Origin of the sequence: Thermovibrio guaymasensis (assembly GCF_003633715.1) — a bacterium.
GTDB classification, from domain to species: domain Bacteria; phylum Aquificota; class Aquificia; order Desulfurobacteriales; family Desulfurobacteriaceae; genus Thermovibrio; species Thermovibrio guaymasensis.
Window position 1 is genome coordinate 309,028 of record NZ_RBIE01000001.1, and the last position, 19,860, is coordinate 328,887.

A 19,860-nucleotide genomic window follows, 5' to 3' on the forward strand; every position below is an offset into this window, starting at 1 on the left:
CTAAATTTCAATTTATCAATTCTCAAGGGAGGTTTTTGATGCAGATATACGTTTTCCAGTGTAACAAGTGTGGGGCAGAATTTGAAGAGGTTATTTACTCTCCACTTCAGCTTATGGAGATTAAGTGTCCCAACTGCGGTTCAGATGAAGTTGAAGTAATAGACATAGCCAACTTCTGTTCACCTTTTGGCTGAGGTTAATTTTAGGGGCGGTTCGCCCCTGTTATAATAGGGATTAAACGCTTATGGAGAACTAACCTTGCTTTTAAAAATAGTTATCCTTCTCGTAGTGGTAGGGGTTATCTTCGGTTGGGATAAAATCATCAACCTCTTTAAGGCCTTCTTCCAGGCAAAGGAAGAGTTTAAAAAGGGCCTTGAAGGAGAGGAAGAGGAGAAGGAACCTAAGATAAAGGTGGTTAAAAAGTAATTCTCTAGGACCCTCCCTTTGTTATTATTACTTACTCACTCTCTCTGGAGGTGTTATGAGGAGGGTTCTGGGTGCTGTTTTTCTTTCCTATCTGTTAACTTTCCCATCATTTGCAGGAAACGTTGATACGTTTGGGGTAGGTTCAAAAGCCACTTCACTTGGAGGCGCCTTTTCAGCTTACGCTGATGACCCCTTTGCAGTTTACTACAACCCAGCAGGACTGACTCAAATTGAAAGGCCCAGCTTTTCAATTGGAGCGCTTATCTTAAACCCTTACTTGAAGGTCCATTCTTACAGGGCAACTGATGGAGATGGAAATAGGGTTGAGCCTTACGGAATTTCCTTTACCGATTCATCAGATGTGCTTGTAGCACCCCATGGAGGTTTTGCAACTCACCTGTTTGGTAATGTCTACTTTGGAATTGCCGCATACGTTCCCTACGGTCTCCATATAGAGTGGGAATCTAACCCTTCAAAAAATCCGGGAGCTTATAACGCTTTTGAGTCCTATTACGTAAGGGGAGTTGTGACTCCTACCCTTGCTGTTAAGCTAACAGATAACTTTTCTGCAGGTTTTGGAATCTCTTTCGGCCGTTCAGATGCTGGAACACAGAGGAGAATTTACTCTCCGAGTGTACCTTCAGTTCACAACAGGATTATAAAGGGAGAACTCAGCGACGACTTTAATATCTCCTTTAACGTAGGTTTCCTTTATAAACCTTACGATAATCTTTCCTTGGGATTAACTTACCGTTCAAGGACTAAAACCGATTTTGATGGAACAGTTGAAGTTGTAGGTGTTGATAAAGTTCACGCTGAAACTTCAATAGACCATCCAGAGCAGCTTCAGTTTGGAGTAAAGTATCAGCCTAACAGGAGGTTAATCCTAACGGCTGATGTTGTTTGGACAAGGTGGAGTGTTGTTGACGGTTATACTGTTCGTTTTGATAGACCTCTCCTTGGGAAGACAAAAGAGGAGTTTCCGAGGAATTGGGATGATACGAGACAGGTAAGGATTGGTGTAGAGTACAGACTTAATGATGTTATCAGCCTTAGAGGAGGCTATTTTTACGACCCTTCCCCAATTCCAGATAGTACCTTTGATATGTTGTGGCCGGATGCGGATAAGAAAACCTACTCTCTAGGTGCTGGTTTTAACCTCTTCGGAGGAAAATTGACGCTAGATACTGTAGTTCAGTATACAGTTGCAGAGCAAAAGAGGGAAATTGGGGGGGAGAGTGAGAACCTTAACAACAGTTACCCAGGGGTAAACGGTCAACCTGGAAGGGTTTCAATGTCGGCTGATGGCCACGTTTGGGGATACGGTTTAACTCTCACTTACCACTTTTAGGGGGAGTTATGAGGAAATTTCTTATATTTAGTCTTATTTCAAGTATTATTTTTTCCTGTGGAGGGAGCCTTCAAGATACTTCATCGGCTCCTTCTACAGTAGACCATAACCCCGTTGATAGGAGTTATCTGGTGTTTGACCCTCTTTCAAGGGACTCGGAGGCTTCCCTTGGAATACCCTTTCCTAATGATATTTTTTGGGAAGAAGGGGTTGTAAAGATAGATACAAGTAAAGTTGAAGACCCATCAAAACGGGTTTTCTACCAAGCTATAAATTCTCTAAACTTGAAAGGACTTTCTCCTAATACACCTATTTTTATTCCCCTTTCAAGGAGCAATCCTATAGATCTGAGTTCGTTAAAGGGGAAGTTCTTGCTGATTGATCTTACAAACCTCCAATCTCTTCAGAGTAAAGGAAGTTCTCCTTTACCTGTTCAATTGGTTCTTCAAACTTCAAGACTTAAACCTTTACAGGATGGAAATTACCTTAAGTTTTATCCCATTAAACCCCTTGAAGCGGGCCATCGGTATCTATTTGTTATCTTTTCAGGAATAAGAGACTTAAATGGAAAAGAGGTTCTTCCTCCTCAAATTTACAACCAACTTGAATCGGAAAAGCCTTTGGCCGATCCTCAGCTTGAGAAGTTAAGGGAGCTCTATAGGAAGGAAATTTACGATGGCCTATTTCCAACCTTATCTCAGCTTTTGGGAGTAAAGCTGAATGAGGATACGGTAGCAGAGGCATTTACTTTTACTACTGCGGATAAAACTCTTTCTACGGCCGATTTAGGAGCAGTTAAGGCTTTCCTTGAGGGAGAGACTTCTACTTTAAAAATCTCCGGGCTTCCTTATTCTTCGGTTAATCAGGACTTTGCTTCTATCCTACAACCTCTTTCTAATCAGAACTTCGTTAACTTCTTGAAGGGACTTGCCCTTAGTTACAGCCAAAGGTATGGAAAAACTCTCTTTCCGGCATTGAGTATTAGAAAACTCAATGACTTTTTAGAAGCCCTTCAAAAGGTTTCCTCCGGTGAGGTTTCCTTAGGTGACGTAAACTGGGAGGAGTTTATCAAGTTCATTCCAGTATTTATTGGCAATCAAGAGCTTTATAGCGGTAAGGTTTATATTTTCCAGCACGGCCTTGGTAGTGTAAAGGAGAGGGCACTTAATTTACTTGAAGGTGTGAAACTTCCGGTAGTTGCTATAGACCTTCCACTCCATGGAGAATATACAACTTTAACCGGTTCTCAGGAAATTGACCCAAGTTGTACTGCTGAGGTAAATGGGAAAGTTGTTGGTAGTGGAAAGTGTTTCTTAACTTCAGATGTTACTTCAAATAGGCTTAATATTTATCAGGCCGCCTTTAATATCCTTCTCCTTGAAAAGCTCTTATCTCAAGGTACTTATGACCTTGACGGTGACGGTTCCCTTGATACTCCTAAAGAGATTAACTTTGTTGGTGTTTCAATGGGAGCTATTACGGGAGAGCTAGCTTACGCAAACTCATCAGATATTAGCAGGGCGGTGTTTAGCGTTGGAGGAGGAAACTACGTTTCAATAATTGATAGTGCACAAAATGACCTTATAGAGGGACTTCTATCTGCAATGGGATTAAAGAAAAACTCAAACGCTTACGCCGTTACCTTAGGTTTGTTCCAGCTCATTCTTGACACAGCGGACCCTTCTTTCTTCTCTCTGAACTCAGAGAAGGCCTCAAAGACCCTTTTTCAGAGCGCCTGTTGTGATACTGTTGTTCCTCCTGTTTCAAACTCCTCCTTTGCAACTGCGCTCTTTGGAGAGGGAGCAACGCCTGTTTACCTTAAGGACTTTGAGGACTTTAATAGCCCTCCAGTAGAGCCTGGCTGGTACGTTTATGGATATAGTGATAACTGGGTTATTCATAGTTTCCTAATTCACTGGAACCTTAAAAGTTATCCTGAAGTAGCTCCTCATACGAGTTTAGATTACCTTAAGGCTGCAACAGAGGGAGCTCAGAAGCAAGTTTATCTATTCCTTAAGTAATGGGAAAAAACACCTAAACTTATGCTCCCTTTCTTCAACTACCGGGGGCATTTCTTTCCTGCAGATCTCCCTTGCCTTTGGGCATCTTGGGTGGAATGGGCATCCTTCTATTTCCTCAGAGGGCTCTGGAACGTTTCCGGCCATTGTTTTAAGCTTTCTCTTTACTCCTCCGTTAAGCTTTGGCGAGCACTCAATTAGACCTTTTGTATAGGGGTGGCGGGGGTTGGCTAGAACTTCTTCGGTTTTACCTGACTCTACAGTGTAACCTCCGTAGAGGACGTAGGTTTTGTCCGATATTTCCTGAACTATTCCCATATCGTGGGTAATGAGAAGCGTTCCTAAGTTTTTCGTCTTTGATAGTTTTTTTAGGAGCTCCAGAATTTTCTTCTGAACCGTTACGTCAAGGGCTGTTGTCGGTTCATCTGCAAGTAGGTATGAAGGATTACAGGCAAGGGCCATAGCTATTGCGCACCTTTGCTTTAAACCTCCCGATAGGTGGTGGGGGTAGGAGTCTAACCTCTCCTCAGCCTTTGGAACCTGACACAGTTTTAAGAGCTCCAGAGCCCTTTCCCTTCCCTCCTCTTTACTTTTTACAGTTCTGTGGTATAGCATCGGTTCAATAATCTGCTCTCCAATCGTTAGAAGGGGGTTCAAGGAAGAGGAAGGGTCTTGAAAGACCATTGAAACCTTTTCCCAACGGAAGGAGGAGAGCTCCTTCTTATTAAGATTTAGTGGTTCTACTCCGTCAACTTCTACTTTTCCTGAGATTTTAAAGTTCTCAGGGAGTAACTTTAAAACGGAAAGGGCCGATATTGACTTTCCGCTTCCGCTCTCCCCTACGAGTGAAACGATCTCTCCCCTCTCTACTTCCCAAAAGACGTCCTTTAGGATTTTGAACTTTGGAGTTTCCACCTTAAGGTTTTCAACCTTTAAAGACACTTTATCTCCACCCAGTAGGAGTTTTCTGTAAAAACGTCTGGTTCAAAGTAGAGTTCCCTTACCTTTAGCTTCTTTCCGCTCCTTTCCTTTGCAGCTAAGTAGTGGGAAATGACTTTCGGAATATAACCTAAGAACTTACCGTCTTCGCTCTGGATGACGTATGTAACGGGAGAGTTTGGATTGAGTGGTTCTGCTTTCAAGCTGAAGTCCACTTTTCCCTTTATTACCCTTTCCCACTCTGCCCTTAAGTTTCTCCTCGCTATTACTGGGGTCCAGTAAGTTGAGGTTTTTGCAAGGAACTGATGGGGGCTTACCAGTCCCTTTATCTCCATTAAGAACTTACAGAGCTCCTTTGGAAGGGATTGGGTTCCTGCACATAGATACCCTATTAGAGACCAAAGTTCCTTTGAGTCAAGTATTTCCCTTAGCTGCTCTTTCTTGAGCTCAAAGAGTTTCCTGTTTTTGCTCCAGAGAGAGGAGAGTTTTGACTTGAGGGTAATTAGATTCTCAAGGTTAAAGTTGAAGTCCTTTAGAAACTTTAGAAACTCAAGGAACTCTCCCTTCGTTCTCTTCCTTGATAGGAGCCTACTTAGGAGCCACTCTCTATTTATCCTGTTGTAAAGTTTAGTGGCAAGTTCTTTGTCAAGGAACCAGGATAGGTAGAGGTTGAACCTGCCCAGTTCCTTATCTGAGGTCCACTCAAATTGAGGCTTAAATGCATCTTTAAGGAGCGAATTCTCAACTTCTTTAAGAGCTTTCTTTACTGTAAGAAAGAGCCTCTCAAAGTCCTTCTCTTTCTTAGTTTTTAGTGAAAACTCAACTACTACGTCTGCTCCGTTTAGCTCCTCTCTAACAGTTGGAACTATTAAGACCCCTTCCCTTTCAGTAATCTCATAGTTTGAGTAGGCAAGGGTAGTTGGAAAGTGGTACTCAAGCTCTTGAGCCATAAACTCTAAAAGGGAAGTAATAACCGAGCTCAGTATTTTATCTTTGACTTGAAAAAGCTTTTCCGGTTTAAACCGGATTTCTGGTTCCCTCTTAGGAAGTTCGGGATCAGTTAAGATTCCCTTTTTAAACCTCTCCCAGAGGGAGAGCTCAATGTCTGAATCAACGCTCTTTAAGGCTGTAAGCTCTTCATCTTTTAGGTATCTCCTCGCAGAGTCCCTTATCCTCTTTACCCTTAAAAGGTTCTTAGCTTCAAGTTTTGCAAGTTCCCAGAGCTCTTGACTTATGTGGTTTATCTCTCCTCTAACTGGCCAGAAGAAGTTCTTCTTTGCCTCCTTTAAGAACCTGTAGGAGAAAATCCTCTCAAGGGGGGCTTTTAGGAGTTGAAAGTCCACTCCTTCTACCTCTTCCGGAGAGAGGGTGAGTAAAGAAGGGGAAAGGGGAAACCTCTCCCTGAACAGTTTTACCCTATCGTAGATAAACTGGGGTGAGACCTCTTCAAAGGGTAGAAAGGAAAAGAGGAGGAAAACCCTCTCCTCCTCTTTGAGGAAGCTCTCTCCCTTTATAGGAACGGATAGTTTATCTGATAGGAGCATTGCTACTGGAAGGACAAAAGGGTCCCCCGGGAAAATGGCATCAATTCTAAGCTTTAACCTTTTAATCCTGTCGCTTAAGAAGAAGAGGGCATCAACTAAGTACTCCGGCTTTAGCTGGGAACTTTCAAATATAAGTGTTGGTTTAACTTTTACCTTCATAGCTCTCTTAGTATATCCCTTAGAATTTCAATACCTTTTTCAATCTCCTCCTTTGTAATTACTAAAGGAGGGGTAAACCTTAATACCTTTCCTGCTGTACAGTTAATAATAAGCCCCCTTTCAAGGGCTTTGCCTGCTATTTGAGAGCACTCTACCTTCATAACTGCTCCAACCATGAGCCCCAGTCCCCTTACTCCTTCAATTAGGTAGGGGAACTCCCTTTGGAGCTCCTTTAACTTCTCCACTAAGAACCTTCCCTTTTCCTTTACTTCCTCTAGAAATCCCAGTTTTGTAATTTCCTTTATGACTTCAACTCCTGCTCTCGTTGCTAGGAAGTTTCCTCCAAAGGTAGATGCGTGGAGCCCCGGCTTTAGAACGTTTGCAGCCTTCCCTTTTGCAACTATGGCCCCTATTGGAACTCCGTTTCCAAGGGCCTTTGCCAGCGTCATGACGTCAGGTTCAACGCCATAGTTCTGGTAGGCAAAGAGAGCTCCCGTCCTTCCAACTCCCGTTTGGACCTCGTCAAATATTAAAAGGGCATTTACCCTGTCTGCTATTTCCCTTAAGCCTTCAAGGAACTCCTTTTTGGCTGGAACGACTCCTCCTTCGCCCTGAACAGGTTCAACTATTATTGCAGCGGTTTTCTCAGATACTACTTCCTTAACAGAGTCAAGGTCGTTGAACTTTGCAAACTTTACGCCTGTAAGCATAGGTCCGAAACCTTGGTTGTACTTTCCCTGTCCGGTTATTGAAACAGATGCCATTGTCCTTCCGTGGAAGGAGTTTTCAAAGGCTATTATTTCAAACTTTTCTGGGTCAACTTCGGTTCCATAGCGCCTTGCAAGTTTTATTGCTCCCTCGTTTGCCTCTGCTCCGCTGTTGCAGAAGAAGACTTTTTCCCCAAATGAGTTCTCGCAGATTAACCTTGCAAGCTCAGCCTGGGGTTCAATGTGGAAGAGGTTTGAAGTGTGGATTAGGGTCTTTGCCTGCTTGCATATTGCCTCAGAGACTTTAGGGTGGCAGTGGCCGAGGTTGCAGACTGCGATTCCTGCAAGCATGTCAAGGTACTTCTTCCCCTCTTCATCGTAGAGCCAGCACCCTTCTCCCTTAACAAAGGATACGGGATAGCGGTTGTAGGTCTTCATTACGTACTTTTCTGTCTTTTCCTGTGTATTCATCTTCCAAACCTCACGCTGGAATTAATAGTTTTCTGAGCTCCTTTATTCTATCTCGAAGCTCTGCAGCCCTTTCAAACTCCCAGTTCTTTGCTGCCTCTTTCATCTCCTTTGTGAGCCTATCTATTTCGGCAAGGAGCTCCTCCTCGCTCTTTGGGACCTTCTCAACCCCCTTCTTCTTAAGCCTGAAGAGGGCCGAAAGGCCTGCGTCCTCAATGATGGAGCTCTCAATCTCCCTCTTAACGGTTTTTGGGGTTATTCCGTGCTTCCTGTTAAACTCCTCCTGAATCCTCCTCCTCCTTTCGGTCTCCTCAATTGCCTCCTTCATTGCCTTTGTCATTTTATCTGCAAATAGGATTACCTTGCCGTTTACGTTCCTTGCTGCCCTTCCCATCGTTTGAATTAGTGCAGTTTTAGAGCGCAGGAAACCCTCCTTGTCTGCGTCTAAGATCGCTACGAGTGAAACTTCCGGTAGGTCTAAACCTTCCCTCAGGAGGTTAACTCCGACTAGAACGTCAAACTCGCCGCTCCTCAATCCCCTTATAATCTCAACCCTCTCAACCGAATCAATCTCTGAGTGCATGTACTTTGCCTTTACTCCCTTCTCAAGGAGGTAGTTTGTAAGCTCCTCGGCACTCCTTTTGGTCAAAGTAGTTATTAAGACCCTCTCGTTCCTCTTAACCCTCTCTCTGATTTCTGAGAGGAGGTAGTCTATCTGGGCTTCAGTTGGTCTGACTTCAACTATCGGGTCTAGAAGTCCTGTAGGCCTTATTATCTGTTCAACTACTTTTTCCGAAACTGAGAGCTCAAACTCTCCGGGAGTTGCGGAGACGAAAATTGCCTGAGGGACTCTCTCTAAGAACTCCTCAAAGTTTAGTGGACGGTTATCGTAGGCTGAGGGGAGCCTGAAACCGTGTTCAATGAGGTTGTACTTCCTGGCCCTATCTCCCCTCCACATTGCCTTAATCTGGGGAATCGTTACGTGGGACTCGTCTATTATCACCAGGAAGTCGTCTGGGAAGTAGTCAAGTAGGGTGTAGGGAGGTTGACCTGGCTTCCTCCCGTCAAGGTGGCGGGAGTAGTTCTCAATTCCTTTACAGTGGCCGATTTCAAGTAGGAGCTCTATGTCGTAGCGGGTTCTCTGTTCAATTCTCCTTGCCTCAAGCTCCTTTCCCTGACTTAAGAAGTACTCAATCCTCTCCTCAAGCTCCCTCTCTATTCCCTCAACTGTCCTTAAAATCTGCTGGTAGGGAGTTGCGTAGTGGGAAGCCGGGTAGACTGTGTAGGAGTCAAACTCCTTTAAAACCTTCTGGTTGAAGTAGTCGTGCATAGTTATCCTTTCAACTTCGTCTCCAAAGAGCTCCACCCTTATAAAGTGGTCTTCCTGGTCAGCAGGGTAGATGTCTATGGTATCTCCTCTCACTTTGAATATCCCCGCTCTTACCTCGTAGGAGCTCCTTTCATAACCTAGTGTAACTAACTTCCTTAAAACTTCGTCCCTGTCTATCTCCTCTCCTACTGTGAACCTTAGGGAGAGCTCCCTGTAGTGTTCGGGAGAACCTAGGCCGTAGATACAGGAGACTGAGGATACTATTATCGTATCTGGGCGGGTTAGAAGTGAGACCGTTGCGCTGTGGCGCATCCTGTCTATTACAGGGTTTATTGAACAGTCCTTTTCAATGTAGATGTCTCGACTGGGTATGTAGGCTTCCGGCTGGTAGTAGTCGTAGTAGGAGATGAAGTACTCAACTGCGTTGTTTGGGAAGAAGTTCTTTAGCTCGTGGTAGAGCTGTGCTGCCAAAACTTTGTTGTGGGATATTACGAGGGTTGGCTTTTGAACCTCCTCAATAACCTTTGCAATCGTGTAGGTTTTACCGCTTCCGGTTATACCCAGTAGAGTTTGGTACTTTAAGCCCTCTTTAATTCCTCTGCTGAGTTCCCTGATAGCCTTTGGCTGATCACCCTTTGGAGTAAAGGGTGAAACTACTTTAAACCTTTTTCCCATTTTTCCCTTAAAATAGAGTTTCTCACCCACCATAATATAGACTTGAACCTTACATTTAAGGAGATGTTAAATGAGGAAAGCCTTACTTACGGGGCTATTGGCCCTTACACTCTCTTTCCAGTCCTTCGGAGCAGACCTTAGTTTGGGAGTTAAGCTCTACTCCGACGGGCTTTACTCTTTAGCTGCAAAGACCTTTAGGGAGAACATAGACTCTCTAAGCAGAGATAAATTTAAAAAGTACTACAGATACGCCTACCTATCTTTCTTAAAGAGCTCCGATTACTCTTCCCTTGAAAGGCTCGTTAAACTCTGGAAAGAGAAGTACCCAGATTTTAAGAGGGGGGAGCTCCTTGCCCTTGAAACCATAATTGCCCTTAGAAAGGGAGTTCCGATAGAGGAAGCCTTCCCCAAGGAAATCTCCTCTTTACCGATTGAAGAGAAAGTAGCCTTCTTTAAGGTTTTAGCTGGTGTTGACCTTAAGCCCGAAGAGACCCTCTTTATCTTAAACGTTGCCTCAAAGGATACAGAGTTAAAGGGAGCGGTAAAAGACAGCGGCTTTTTAAAGAGTGCCCTTGAAAGGGCAATAAGGGAGAACGATTACTCCCTCATAGATTTCATATTTGATAACTACGGAAGGTGGTTTAAGGGTAAAGATGAAGGCCTTCAGTTTGTAAGGTACCTTGAGAGGAAGAAGAGGTTTGCAGATGCCCTAGTTGAAGCTAGAAAACTCTACAAGAAGTATCCGGGCAAGGAGACCAGGTTTGAGCTTGCAAGGGCTTACTACCTAAACGGTAAGTACGGTGAAGTTTTAAATCTGGTAAAAAGTCCTTCAACAGAGAAGGAGAAGTACTTACTTGCTTGGACCTACTTTAAACTGGGAAAACCTGAAAAGATTGCTCCACTTGTAGGTTTGAACGTTAACAGGCCTTCCCTTCCCCAGAAGTTGAAAGTACTTCTTGATTTCTACTCCTGCAATTTTGACCTTTCCCTCCTTAAGAAGTACTACCCTGAGCTCTACGTTAAAGCCCTCATCTTCTCATTCTCAGATTCCCTTCCAGAGGGAGAGGTCGGTCTCCCCCACGACTTAGCCTACATTTACGGGGAGAAGGGGCTCTTTGAGAAATCAAAGGAGGAGCTAGAAAAGGCCGTTCAAAACCCCTTTGATAAGAACCTTACGGGAAGGTCCCTCTTTCTACTTGGAGAGGTAGGTACTCTGAACCTTCAGGTTGGAACGGTCGTTTACAATCAGTTAATGTCAGGTTATCAGGGAACGCCCTACTACACCGAATCTTTAGTTCCTGCAGCTAAGGTTTACCTCTACTCTGGAAGTCCAGAAGTTGCCCTTAAGCTCCTTTCCTACGCTTACTCACAGGTCGGAGTGAGGAGCGATGAGGTTAGAGAGCTTCTAGGGAGGACCTACCTTATAAAGGGAAACTTCAAAAAAGCCTCCCTTTACCTCTCTAAAGTGAGAAGTCAAGAGGGGAGATCCCTCCTAGCTTACTCCCTCTACCAGTCTGGAGATAGAAAGGGGAGTTTTAAGGTTTTAAGGGAAATGTTCAAGGGGACTCCTCTCTTTCCGGAAGTTAACGGAGGAAGGCTTGTCTTCCTCTCTAACGAATTGGGGAGGGAAAGGGAGCTGAGGAAAGTTAAGGGGCTACCGCTCCTCCCTTCTGTAATGGCTGTAGTTGTAAGTAAAGACTATAGAAGGGCTGAGGAGCTCTTTAAAAGGGCTAACCAGAGGGAGAAAGTTGCGTTAGCCCTGTTCCTAGCCGAAAGATACCAAGAGAAGGAACCTTTAAAGGCCTTAAACTACTTGACCGAGGTTGTCAACTCCTCCTCAGATGAGGAGATTGCAAGTTACGCTAAAACCTTGCTCAACTACCTAGCCTTTAAGACGAAAAACTACGCTCCTGTTCTCCTTAACGACCCTTACTTTATAGCCTATAACCCTGAAAACGATGTAACGTCGGTTTCAACCCTCATATCAAAGGCTGATGATTACCTCTCTTCAGGAGAGGTTGGAAAGGCCTATGGCCTGCTGAAGTTGGCCCTTGAAAGGACCTCTTCCGAATCCTTTAGGAAGGAAATTGTAAGGAAGCTTGTTGAAATTGACTTAAAACAGAGGAACTTTAGCAGAGCTCTCCAGGACGTCTCCCTCCTTCCAGATTCAGACCTTAAGAACTACCTCCTCTTTAAAATCTACCTTGGAATGGGAAGGCTGGTTGATGCCTACCAGCACGCAAAGGAGGTTAAGTCTGTTAGTGAACTTCCAAAGGAGGAGAGAGTTCCATTCCTTGCAAAGCTTGCAAGGTACTACAAGCTTACTGGAAATAAGGAGGAGGCTTTAAAGCTTGTAAGTCAGCTGTTAAAGGAAGGAGACCTCAGTAAGGTTGATTATGACGACCTAATTAGCTTATCCCTCCTTGCTCAGGAAAAGGGAAGTACGGACGTTGCGAAAAGGTTAATTGATGAGGCCTTTAAGAGGGCTGAAACAAAGGAACAAAGAGCTGAAAGCCTCTTTTGGAAGGCCTCTATTGAGGCTCAGGAGGGGAAGGTTGATGATGCAATAATTGACTACATGAAGATAGCTTACGACTTTAAAGGGGTTGAACCTTGGTCTTCAACAGCCCTTTATAGGGCAGCACAGCTCTTTGAGGAAAAGGGGGACTACAGGCAGGCCTTTAAACTTTACAGGAAAGTTTCCAAGCTGAAGAGGGGAACTAAGGAAGGAGAAATTGCCGCTGAAAAGGTAAAATCTCTCCTGAAAAAGATTAAGGAGGAGTAATTAATGGCCAAGAAAAACCGTTTTTTAAAGCTCCTTTCAGACAGGATTGTTGATAACCTCCTAGAGAGAGAACTTGTAATAGCCGATAACCCTGAAAGTTTCAAAGAGAAGGTTTACGAGATACTCTATAGCGACTATAAGACTGAGAAGGAGCTTGAGGAAGAGGCTGAGAGGATAATTCAGGAGAACAGCGAAGAAGTCTTTTACAGGGGAGTTTCTCTCCACAAGGCGAGGAAGTTGATTAAGGAGAAGCTTGCAAAGGAGAGAGGAATTCCCGTAATTGGTAGCGTTTTCAGTAGGGAAAAGGCAAACTACTTGGCGGGTAAGATACTAAAGCTGATTTTAACCGATGAGGAGCTTGACTATACGCAGGAAAGGGGAGTTATCAGGAACGCTATAGTGGGAAGCTTTGAGGAGGTTGCACAGCTCAGGAAGGAGATTGACCAGAGGGTGAGGGAGAAAATTGCATCCCACTCAAGGCCCATTTATGAGGGAACTCCTGAGTGGTACGCCCTCTACAGGCGCTACTACAACGAAGAGCTAATTGAGAGGGGCTTGGTTGAGCCCGAAACTGAAGTGTAGTTTAAAGTGGCTAGTTCTTTTCTGGGCTCTCTTTGGGCCCTGGGCTTTCTACAGCTACTTCTTTGGGAACAATTCCCTATCTACTTTAGGTGAGCTTAAAAATACCCGTTTTAAGCTTGAAAGGGAGAGGGATTACTGGAGGAACAGGAACGAGTTCTTAAGGGAAAAGATAGAAGCTCTTAAAGAGAACTCCGATTACCTCTACAACAAGCTAGGTAAGGAGCTCTTTGTAAGGGGAAAGGAGGGTGAAGAGGTTATCCTCTTCGTTAGATAGTCTGAGGGATTTCTTTCAGGAGTATGGCCGTTGGGAAGAGCCGTTTAGGGATTTCCTCTTCTACGGGAAGGTAAAGTTTACCACCGTTCACACAACCTTTTTTATGAAGGATTACCAGATTGACCACTTCCTCTACCTTTTTGGAGTTAAAGAGCTCCAGGTTGGGCCTAAGGAAGCCTTCAGTAGGCTGAAAGAGCTCAGTAAGGGACTAATTTCCCTCTCTCCCGACCACTACCTATCCTCTTTTGTCCTCTTTGTTTTTGAGGGTAGAGTCCCTTCTCTTTACTCTTCAAAGAGCATCTGGTTAGGTTTTAGGGGGAAAGTTGAGTGGGGGATGTTCAGCTTTGAGGGTGGGAAATTGGTATACCCGCCCCAAATGGAAGGAGTGGGGCGTTTTATTTCCTCTTTCTTAAGTTAAAGGCGCCATAGAACAACGTCTTTAAAGGCATTCCTATCGTAGATTCCCTTAACGTCAACGACTATCGGTTTAGATACGGAAATCCCTTTAAAGAAGTCCGGCTTAAGGTTGAGGAACTCTCTGTGTTTAACTGCTACAACGACTGCATCGTAGGGAGCCATCTCCTCTGGGTTTTTAATCATCTCTATTCCGTACTCCCTCTTTACCTCTTCGTGGTCGGCGTGGGGGTCGTAGATGTAGGGCTTTACTCCAAAGGACTCAAGTTCCCTGTATATATCTATTACTCTGCTGTTCCTAATGTCCTTTATGTTTTCTTTAAAGGTTATTCCCATTATCAATACCTTAGAGTTTAGAATCTGTTTTCCCTCCTTAATCATCAGCTTAACTGTGCTTTCGGCTACAAACTTGCCCATGTAGTCGTTGATTCTCCTTCCAGCTAAGATTACTTCAGGGTGGTATCCGATTTCCTGGGCTTTAAAGGTTAAGTAGTAAGGGTCAACTCCTATACAGTGGCCTCCTACAAGTCCGGGCTCAAACTTTAGGAAGTTCCACTTTGTTGAGGCTGCTTCTAAAACATCCCTGGTATCTATTCCCAGTCTGTGGAAGATTAGTGCAAGTTCGTTTATTAGGGCTATGTTTAAGTCCCTCTGAGTGTTCTCTATGACCTTTGCAGCTTCAGCAGTCTTTATGTTTGGAGCTCTGTGGATTCCGGCCTCTATTACCTCACCGTAGATTCTGGCAAGGAGCCCCGTAGTCTCACTGTCACATCCTGAAACGACCTTTACTATCTTTTCCACGGTGTGGTTCTTGTCTCCCGGGTTAACCCTCTCTGGGGAGTAGCCTACTTTAAAGTCTTCTAAGTACTTAAGGCCCGATTCCTCCTCAAGGATGGGGACGCAGATCTCTTCAGTTACTCCCGGGTAAACAGTTGATTCGTAAACGACAACCGTTCCCTTTGACATATTCCTTCCAACCGTCCTTGTAGCTGACTTTAGGGGCCTTAGGTCTGGGATCTTGTGCTTGTCTATCGGCGTTGGGACTGTAACTACTATTAGTCTGCACTCTTTTAAACTTTCAGGAGAGGATGTAAACTCTATGCCTGAACTCTTTATCCTTTCACCTTCAACTTCTCCAGTTCTATCGTAACCCTCTTTTAACTCCCGAACTCTCCCTTCGTCTATGTCAAAGCCGACTACTTTAAACGCCTTTGAAAGCGCTACGGCAAGGGGTAAGCCTACGTAACCAAGTCCTACTACTCCTATTTTCTCCTTTCCCTCTTTAAAGTCCTTAAACTCTGGAAAGTCTCTTCTCATTTAGGAGCTCCTTGTAAAACTCAAGGGTCTTTTCTGCAACTCTCTTTATATCAAATTGGGCGGCCGTCCTTCTGGCCTCCTCCTTCATTTTTTCGTTTCCAATTTCCTTTACTCCCCTTTCCATTCCCTCTACTAAACTCTCAATACTCCCAGGTTCTACTCCTATACCGTTTAAGCCGTCTTTTAAGTAACTCTTTATTCCGCCGACTAATGAGGTTACAACGGTTTTCTCCATTGCCATTGCTTGAAGTAGAGAGCCTGCTATTCCTTCCTTTAGTGAAGGGAATACGAAGAGGTCGGCTCCCTTAAGGAGCTGAGGAACGTCTTTTCTGAATCCTAAGGGGATTACCTTTCCTTTTAATCCGAGTTTCTCTATCTCTAATTTTGCTTCTTCTGAGTCTGTATCCCTTCCTGCAAGTAGGAGGTAAGCCTTAAGTTTAGGGTTTCTCCTTAGGAAGTCCTTAAAGGCCGGAAGTAAAACGTGGTGGCCCTTAACTTCAGAGTAGTTTGCCACGTTCAGAATGAGGAGAGCTCCCTCCTCAATTCCCAACTCTTTCCTAATTTCAGACTTAACTTTCTGAGGGTTAAACCTTTCAAGCTCAACTCCAGAGGGGATGTACCTTACTTTTTTACCGAGGAAGGGTGTTTTCTTTAAGTAGTCGTGTATTTGGGGAGAGACTGCAACTATTCCGTCTGTCCTTAGGTTGTACTTTGTTAACCTTGATGCTAGGGAGATTTTGAAAGGAACTCTCCTACTGTAAACGAGGATGGGCCTTTTCTTAGTGAAGAAGGAGGAGCTCCAGACCCACCAGTGGGCTTTAGAGATGTGGGTGTTCACTACGTCGTAGCTTTCCAGAACTTTTGCAAGTTTTTTAGCTTCAGAGAGGCTGAATTTCCTTGTGTTTGGGAAGTTAACAACCTCTATTCCAAGGGTTTTTGCTCTCCTTTCAAGCTCTGTTTCCTTTAGTGTAAGTATGTGAGTTTCAACTCCGAGTTTATTCATGTACTTTGCAAGCAGGAGGCACTGTTCAGTTCCTCCGCTCCAACCTCTGGCTGTAGTTGCCTGAAGAACCCGCATAACTCTCCTTCACACAGTAATTGCCGAATTTCAGAAGGGCTTTTCCACCACATTCGTTTGAGATTAGAAATTTAGCTTTTTTACTCCAGTTATCAAAGTAGAAGAGGAAGAAAGGACTTAGTACCCCAAAGAGGGCAGAGTTGTTAAATCCGAAAACCTTAAAGGATGCGGCAATTAACCAGAAAAAGAGGGGAGGTTTCTTGTAGTAAGGTTCTTCTCCCAAATGGGGAAAGAGGAAGTTCCCCTCTTTTAGCATTGTCTTTCCAATTAGAGCATACTTTACCGAATCATCGCTTAGCGATGGTTCGTAGAGCCTTGATAGGAAAATTGTGGAGGATATTATGAGAACAAGTATGCTGAGCCTCTTTAAACTAAAATCCGTAATTCTGAGCATTTTAGGTTTCCTGATAAGATTAGGATATATTGATTGTATTAGCACTTAGAAGGTTTAGAGAGTTGAAGGTTCAGATTGAGAAGCTCTACTCTAGAAGTAAGACGTCGGGTTTTAAGGTTACTTTTGAGGGGAAAGCTCCTTTTTTCCTGAAGGTTTTTCATCATCCCTTGAACTTTAAAAGGCTTTTAACAGGCTTCTTCCTTACCCGCCCTCAGAGAGAGTTTAAGTTCTCCTCTGTTCTCAGGAAAAAGGGCTTTCCAGTTCCAGAAGTCGTTAGTTTTCGTTTAAAAAAAATCTGGGGTGTTCTACCTGCTAACGTAGGCTGTACAAAGTCTGTTTACCTTGAGGGCCTCATTCCTCTTGATAAACTTCTCGGAAGTGGAGATTTTGAAGTTTACTTTGAGGAGGCCATTACCCTCTTGGCCAGACTTCACCGTGAAGGCTTTATCCATAGGGATGCCTCCCTTTCAAACTTTGCCCTTTATAGAGGAGAGGTTTACTTGATAGATTTAGAGGGAATAGTAGAGGTTTTTCCGCTTCTTCCCTTCTCTAGGTTCAGGAACTTCCTAAACTTCGTTAATGACGTTTTAAAGCACGGCTATAAGGTTAATCCTGAAAAGGTTCTTGAACTTTACTTGAAAGAATTTAGATTTCCCTTCGGACGGAAGTACCTTTCTTCAAAGCTTTCGGCTTTGCTTAGGAGAAGAGAAGTTGAAGGTTTTAATAATTCAGCTTAAACAGTTGGGAGATATCCTGCTCTCTTCGCCCCTTGCAAAGGCGGTTAAGGAAAACCTTAAAGCTCAGGTTCATTTCCTTACTTCCCCTCTGGGTAGGGAAATACTGAAGGGTTCTCCCTATATTGACGAAATTGTTGTACTTGAAAGGGGAATTTTCCCCGAGTTAAGGTGCCTCCTTAAAGTTAGGAGTGAAAGGTACGATGCTGTTGTAGACTCTCAGAGGACCGGTCGTTCAAAGAGGATTACCCTCCTTTCAGGAGCTCCCCTTAGAGTGGCTTTTAAAAAGGGAGGAGAGAACTTCTACTATAACGCCTTGGTTGAGTGGAAGAACAGAGGCTATACGGTTTGGGAGAGGATGGAGCTCCTAAAACCCTTTGGGATAGAAAGTCCTCCTAAACTCCTTCCCGAGTTCTACTTGTCTGAGGATGAACTGGATAGGGGGAGGGAGCTCTTAAAAGGAATGGGGCTAACTGAAGGGAATTTCTTCGTAGTTTCTCCAACTGCCCGCTTAGAGAAGAAGAGCTGGGGAGCGGAGAAGTTTGGAGAGCTTGCAGAGAAGGTTTCCTCCTATACCGGTTTAACACCCCTTTTCGTTTACGCTCCAGGTGAAGAGAATCTTGCCAGAGTTTCATTTGAATCCTGCGGGAAGGGCGTTTTGCTCCCGTCTCCCCTCTCAATTAGGGAGTTTGCCTCTCTCGTTTTCTTTTCCTCATTCTTAATAGGGAATGACTCCTTCTCCTCCCACCTATCCCTGTCCTTGAGGAAGAAGACTTTCGTTATTCACGGACCGACCGAAGGGTGGTTCCCCAACGTTTCGCTGGTTGTAAAGGTGAAGAAAGGACTGGACTGTCAGCCTTGCGGTAGCTGGAAAAGGTGCGATAAAAATATTGCCTGCTACAGGGAACTCTCGGCGGAGGAAGCCTTTGAGAAGTTAAAGGGAGAACTGTAGGTCAACGAGCCTCTTGTAGTCTGGAATTTTTGAGTAGAGCTCCTTGTGGCTTCCCTTTCCTATAACCCTACCTTCCTTTATAAAGATTATCTCGTCACTGTTTAGAACGGTTGATAACCTGTGGGCTACGGTTATTAGGATTCTATCTCTAAACCTTTCGTCTATTGCCTTCTGGATTGCCCTTTCAGTTTCGCTGTCAAGTGCGCTTGTGGCCTCATCAAGTATTAAAACGTCCGGATCCTTCAAAACAGCCCTTGCTATTGCTATCCTCTGCCTCTGTCCTCCAGATAGCTGAATTCCACCTTCTCCAATTAGCGTGTCGTAGCCCTTAGGTAAAGAGGTTATAAAGTCGTGAATGTTCGCAATTTTAGCTGCTTCAACTACTTCTTCTAAGGTTGCCTCCGGCTTCCCTATTGAGATGTTTTCCTTTACAGTTCCTCTAAATAGGATTATTTCCTGGGACACCATTCCTATTCTCTTCCTTAAGGGTAAGAGTTTGTAGTTCCTGTAGTCTTTCCCGTTAACTTCTACTTTCCCCTCAGTCGGCTCGTAGAACCTTGGAATAAAGTTTACCAGTGTGCTTTTTCCGCTTCCGCTCTTTCCTACTATGGCGTACTTTTTCCCCTTTAGAAATGATATGTTAACTCCTTCAAGAGCCTTCCTTTTGGAGTTGGGATAGGAGAAGGAGACATCCTTAAACTTGATTTCTGATATACCTTCCTCTAACTCCTCTTTTCCGTCCTTAATCTGATATTCGTCGGGGAGAGATAGGATTTCTTTAACCCTCTGGGCAACGGCACTTGACTGTTGAATCCTGTTGTAGTTCTGCCCCAACTTCCTTATCGGCTCGTAGGCCATTATGAGGGCTATGATGAAGGAGAAGAAGGCGCCGGGAGTTGTATGGCCAAGGAGTACTTCCCTTCCTCCGTAAAAAATTAGGAAACCTACTAAGAGAGCTCCCGTCATTTCAACAAGGGGAGGATATATTCCTTCTACTAGCTTTATCTTCATGAAGTCTTTCAGGTACTTTTCGTTGTCTAACTTAAACAACCCTGAAAACTTTCCTTCAAGGCCGAAGAGTTTAATTTCCTTGATGTTCTTTACGCCTTCAAAGAGGTGGTTTGTAATTATTGCCAACTTGTCCTGCACTCTATCTGTGTAGCGTTTTATCCTCTTTCCTATTTTTGAGATTGTGTAGCCTATTAAAGGCAGTCCGACAAAGCCGATGAATGCCAGTTTAAAGTCTTGGTAGAAAACTACTCCGATTAAACCTATTGCTGTTAAGAGATTCCTTATAAAGGTCGCTACCTGTCTTGAGGTAAAGTCCTGAAGGAGGGAGGTGTCGTTTATCACCCTTGAAACAAAAGTTCCCGGAGGCTCTTTCTGGAAGTACTCTAGGGGGAGTCTAATTATCCTCTCGTAAAGTTCCTGCCTTAGATTTGTAATGACCTTCTGTCCCATGTACGACATTGAGTAGTAATTTGCAAAGAAGACTATCCCTTTAAGGAAGACTAGGCCTATGAGGATTAGGGGAATTAACTTAATCATCTGGGGGTCTTTATTTACAAAGACTGAGTTGACAACGACCTTAACGAAGTAGGCAAGGTAAGAGGTAATGGCAGCGTTTAATATTAAAGTTATAACGGCTATTACTACTAGAAGTTTATGTTCCTTTAAGTATTTAAAGAGCCACCAGGGAACGTTTTTCAACCG

At 44.0% G+C, this 19,860-nt stretch carries 18 protein-coding genes; 10 read left to right on the forward strand and 8 right to left on the reverse strand.

What is annotated here, in order from left to right:
• The first annotated feature begins 38 nt into the window (after positions 1–38).
• The 4 genes from C7457_RS01745 to C7457_RS01760 all read left to right on the forward strand — a co-directional run bounded on the left by C7457_RS01745 (position 39) and on the right by C7457_RS01760 (position 3,798).
• A complete protein-coding gene (locus C7457_RS01745) occupies positions 39–194 on the forward strand; it encodes an FmdB family zinc ribbon protein (protein ID WP_121169720.1) in 156 nt (51 codons plus the stop codon).
• A 64-nt stretch (positions 195–258) separates the two neighbouring features.
• Entirely contained in the window at positions 259–426 is a 168-nt protein-coding gene (locus C7457_RS01750) for a twin-arginine translocase TatA/TatE family subunit (protein ID WP_121169721.1), read from the forward strand.
• Positions 427–481: 55 nt separating this feature from the next.
• Complete coding sequence (locus C7457_RS01755; RefSeq protein ID WP_121169722.1) at positions 482–1,777, forward strand: OmpP1/FadL family transporter; 1,296 nt, start codon at positions 482–484, stop codon at positions 1,775–1,777.
• An 8-nt stretch (positions 1,778–1,785) separates the two neighbouring features.
• Entirely contained in the window at positions 1,786–3,798 is a 2,013-nt protein-coding gene (locus C7457_RS01760) for a hypothetical protein (RefSeq protein WP_121169723.1), read from the forward strand.
• Here C7457_RS01760 and C7457_RS01765 read toward each other — a convergent pair.
• The 4 genes from C7457_RS01765 to uvrB are packed head-to-tail and all read right to left on the reverse strand — an operon-like array spanning position 3,784 to position 9,617.
• Positions 3,784–4,737: an ABC transporter ATP-binding protein gene (locus C7457_RS01765; protein WP_121169724.1), complete on the reverse strand. Its 954-nt coding sequence runs from the start codon at positions 4,735–4,737 to the stop codon at positions 3,784–3,786. The genes C7457_RS01760 and C7457_RS01765 overlap by 15 nt on opposite strands.
• A complete protein-coding gene (locus C7457_RS01770; RefSeq protein ID WP_121169725.1) occupies positions 4,728–6,437 on the reverse strand; it encodes a hypothetical protein in 1,710 nt (569 codons plus the stop codon). Before C7457_RS01770 ends, C7457_RS01765 begins: the two co-directional genes overlap by 10 nt.
• Complete coding sequence (locus tag C7457_RS01775) at positions 6,434–7,615, reverse strand: aspartate aminotransferase family protein (RefSeq protein WP_121169726.1); 1,182 nt, start codon at positions 7,613–7,615, stop codon at positions 6,434–6,436. Before C7457_RS01775 ends, C7457_RS01770 begins: the two co-directional genes overlap by 4 nt.
• A gap of 10 nt (positions 7,616–7,625) precedes the next feature.
• Positions 7,626–9,617 (reverse strand): excinuclease ABC subunit UvrB, encoded by a 1,992-nt coding sequence (gene uvrB / locus C7457_RS01780; RefSeq protein WP_121170658.1) that lies wholly within the window; start codon positions 9,615–9,617, stop codon positions 7,626–7,628.
• A gap of 70 nt (positions 9,618–9,687) precedes the next feature.
• Here uvrB and C7457_RS01785 point away from each other — a divergent pair, with 70 nt between their 5' ends.
• From C7457_RS01785 to C7457_RS01800, 4 genes are read left to right on the forward strand one after another with little or no spacing between them, the layout of a single operon-like run.
• Positions 9,688–12,402: a tetratricopeptide repeat protein gene (locus C7457_RS01785; protein WP_121169727.1), complete on the forward strand. Its 2,715-nt coding sequence runs from the start codon at positions 9,688–9,690 to the stop codon at positions 12,400–12,402.
• A 3-nt stretch (positions 12,403–12,405) separates the two neighbouring features.
• A complete protein-coding gene (locus C7457_RS01790; protein ID WP_121169728.1) occupies positions 12,406–12,984 on the forward strand; it encodes a DUF507 family protein in 579 nt (192 codons plus the stop codon).
• The gene (locus C7457_RS01795) at positions 12,962–13,258 is read left to right on the forward strand and encodes an FtsB family cell division protein (protein WP_121169729.1); all 297 of its coding nucleotides are present in this window, start codon (positions 12,962–12,964) and stop codon (positions 13,256–13,258) included. The genes C7457_RS01790 and C7457_RS01795 overlap by 23 nt, the downstream gene beginning before the upstream one ends.
• The gene (locus tag C7457_RS01800) at positions 13,230–13,676 is read left to right on the forward strand and encodes a hypothetical protein (protein ID WP_121169730.1); all 447 of its coding nucleotides are present in this window, start codon (positions 13,230–13,232) and stop codon (positions 13,674–13,676) included. The genes C7457_RS01795 and C7457_RS01800 overlap by 29 nt, the downstream gene beginning before the upstream one ends.
• Here C7457_RS01800 and C7457_RS01805 read toward each other — a convergent pair.
• From C7457_RS01805 to C7457_RS01815, 3 genes are read right to left on the reverse strand one after another with little or no spacing between them, the layout of a single operon-like run.
• Positions 13,673–14,989, reverse strand: coding sequence for a nucleotide sugar dehydrogenase (locus C7457_RS01805; RefSeq protein WP_121169731.1), 1,317 nt, complete (start codon positions 14,987–14,989; stop codon positions 13,673–13,675). The two genes, C7457_RS01800 and C7457_RS01805, sit on opposite strands and share 4 nt — an antisense overlap.
• Positions 14,964–16,067: a glycosyltransferase family 4 protein gene (locus tag C7457_RS01810; RefSeq protein WP_121169732.1), complete on the reverse strand. Its 1,104-nt coding sequence runs from the start codon at positions 16,065–16,067 to the stop codon at positions 14,964–14,966. The genes C7457_RS01805 and C7457_RS01810 overlap by 26 nt, the downstream gene beginning before the upstream one ends.
• Complete coding sequence (locus C7457_RS01815; RefSeq protein WP_121169733.1) at positions 16,018–16,461, reverse strand: ArnT family glycosyltransferase; 444 nt, start codon at positions 16,459–16,461, stop codon at positions 16,018–16,020. Before C7457_RS01815 ends, C7457_RS01810 begins: the two co-directional genes overlap by 50 nt.
• A 29-nt stretch (positions 16,462–16,490) precedes the next feature.
• Between C7457_RS01815 and C7457_RS01820 the strand changes: the two genes are divergently transcribed.
• Together C7457_RS01820 and C7457_RS01825 are read left to right on the forward strand one after the other, a co-directional pair.
• Entirely contained in the window at positions 16,491–17,198 is a 708-nt protein-coding gene (locus tag C7457_RS01820; RefSeq protein ID WP_147422177.1) for a BUD32 family EKC/KEOPS complex subunit, read from the forward strand.
• Positions 17,173–18,147, forward strand: coding sequence for a glycosyltransferase family 9 protein (locus tag C7457_RS01825; protein ID WP_121169735.1), 975 nt, complete (start codon positions 17,173–17,175; stop codon positions 18,145–18,147). Before C7457_RS01820 ends, C7457_RS01825 begins: the two co-directional genes overlap by 26 nt.
• Here the strand turns inward: C7457_RS01825 and C7457_RS01830 are convergent.
• Positions 18,130–19,857: an ABC transporter ATP-binding protein gene (locus tag C7457_RS01830; RefSeq protein WP_121169736.1), complete on the reverse strand. Its 1,728-nt coding sequence runs from the start codon at positions 19,855–19,857 to the stop codon at positions 18,130–18,132. The genes C7457_RS01825 and C7457_RS01830 overlap by 18 nt on opposite strands.
• Positions 19,858–19,860 lie beyond the last annotated feature (3 nt).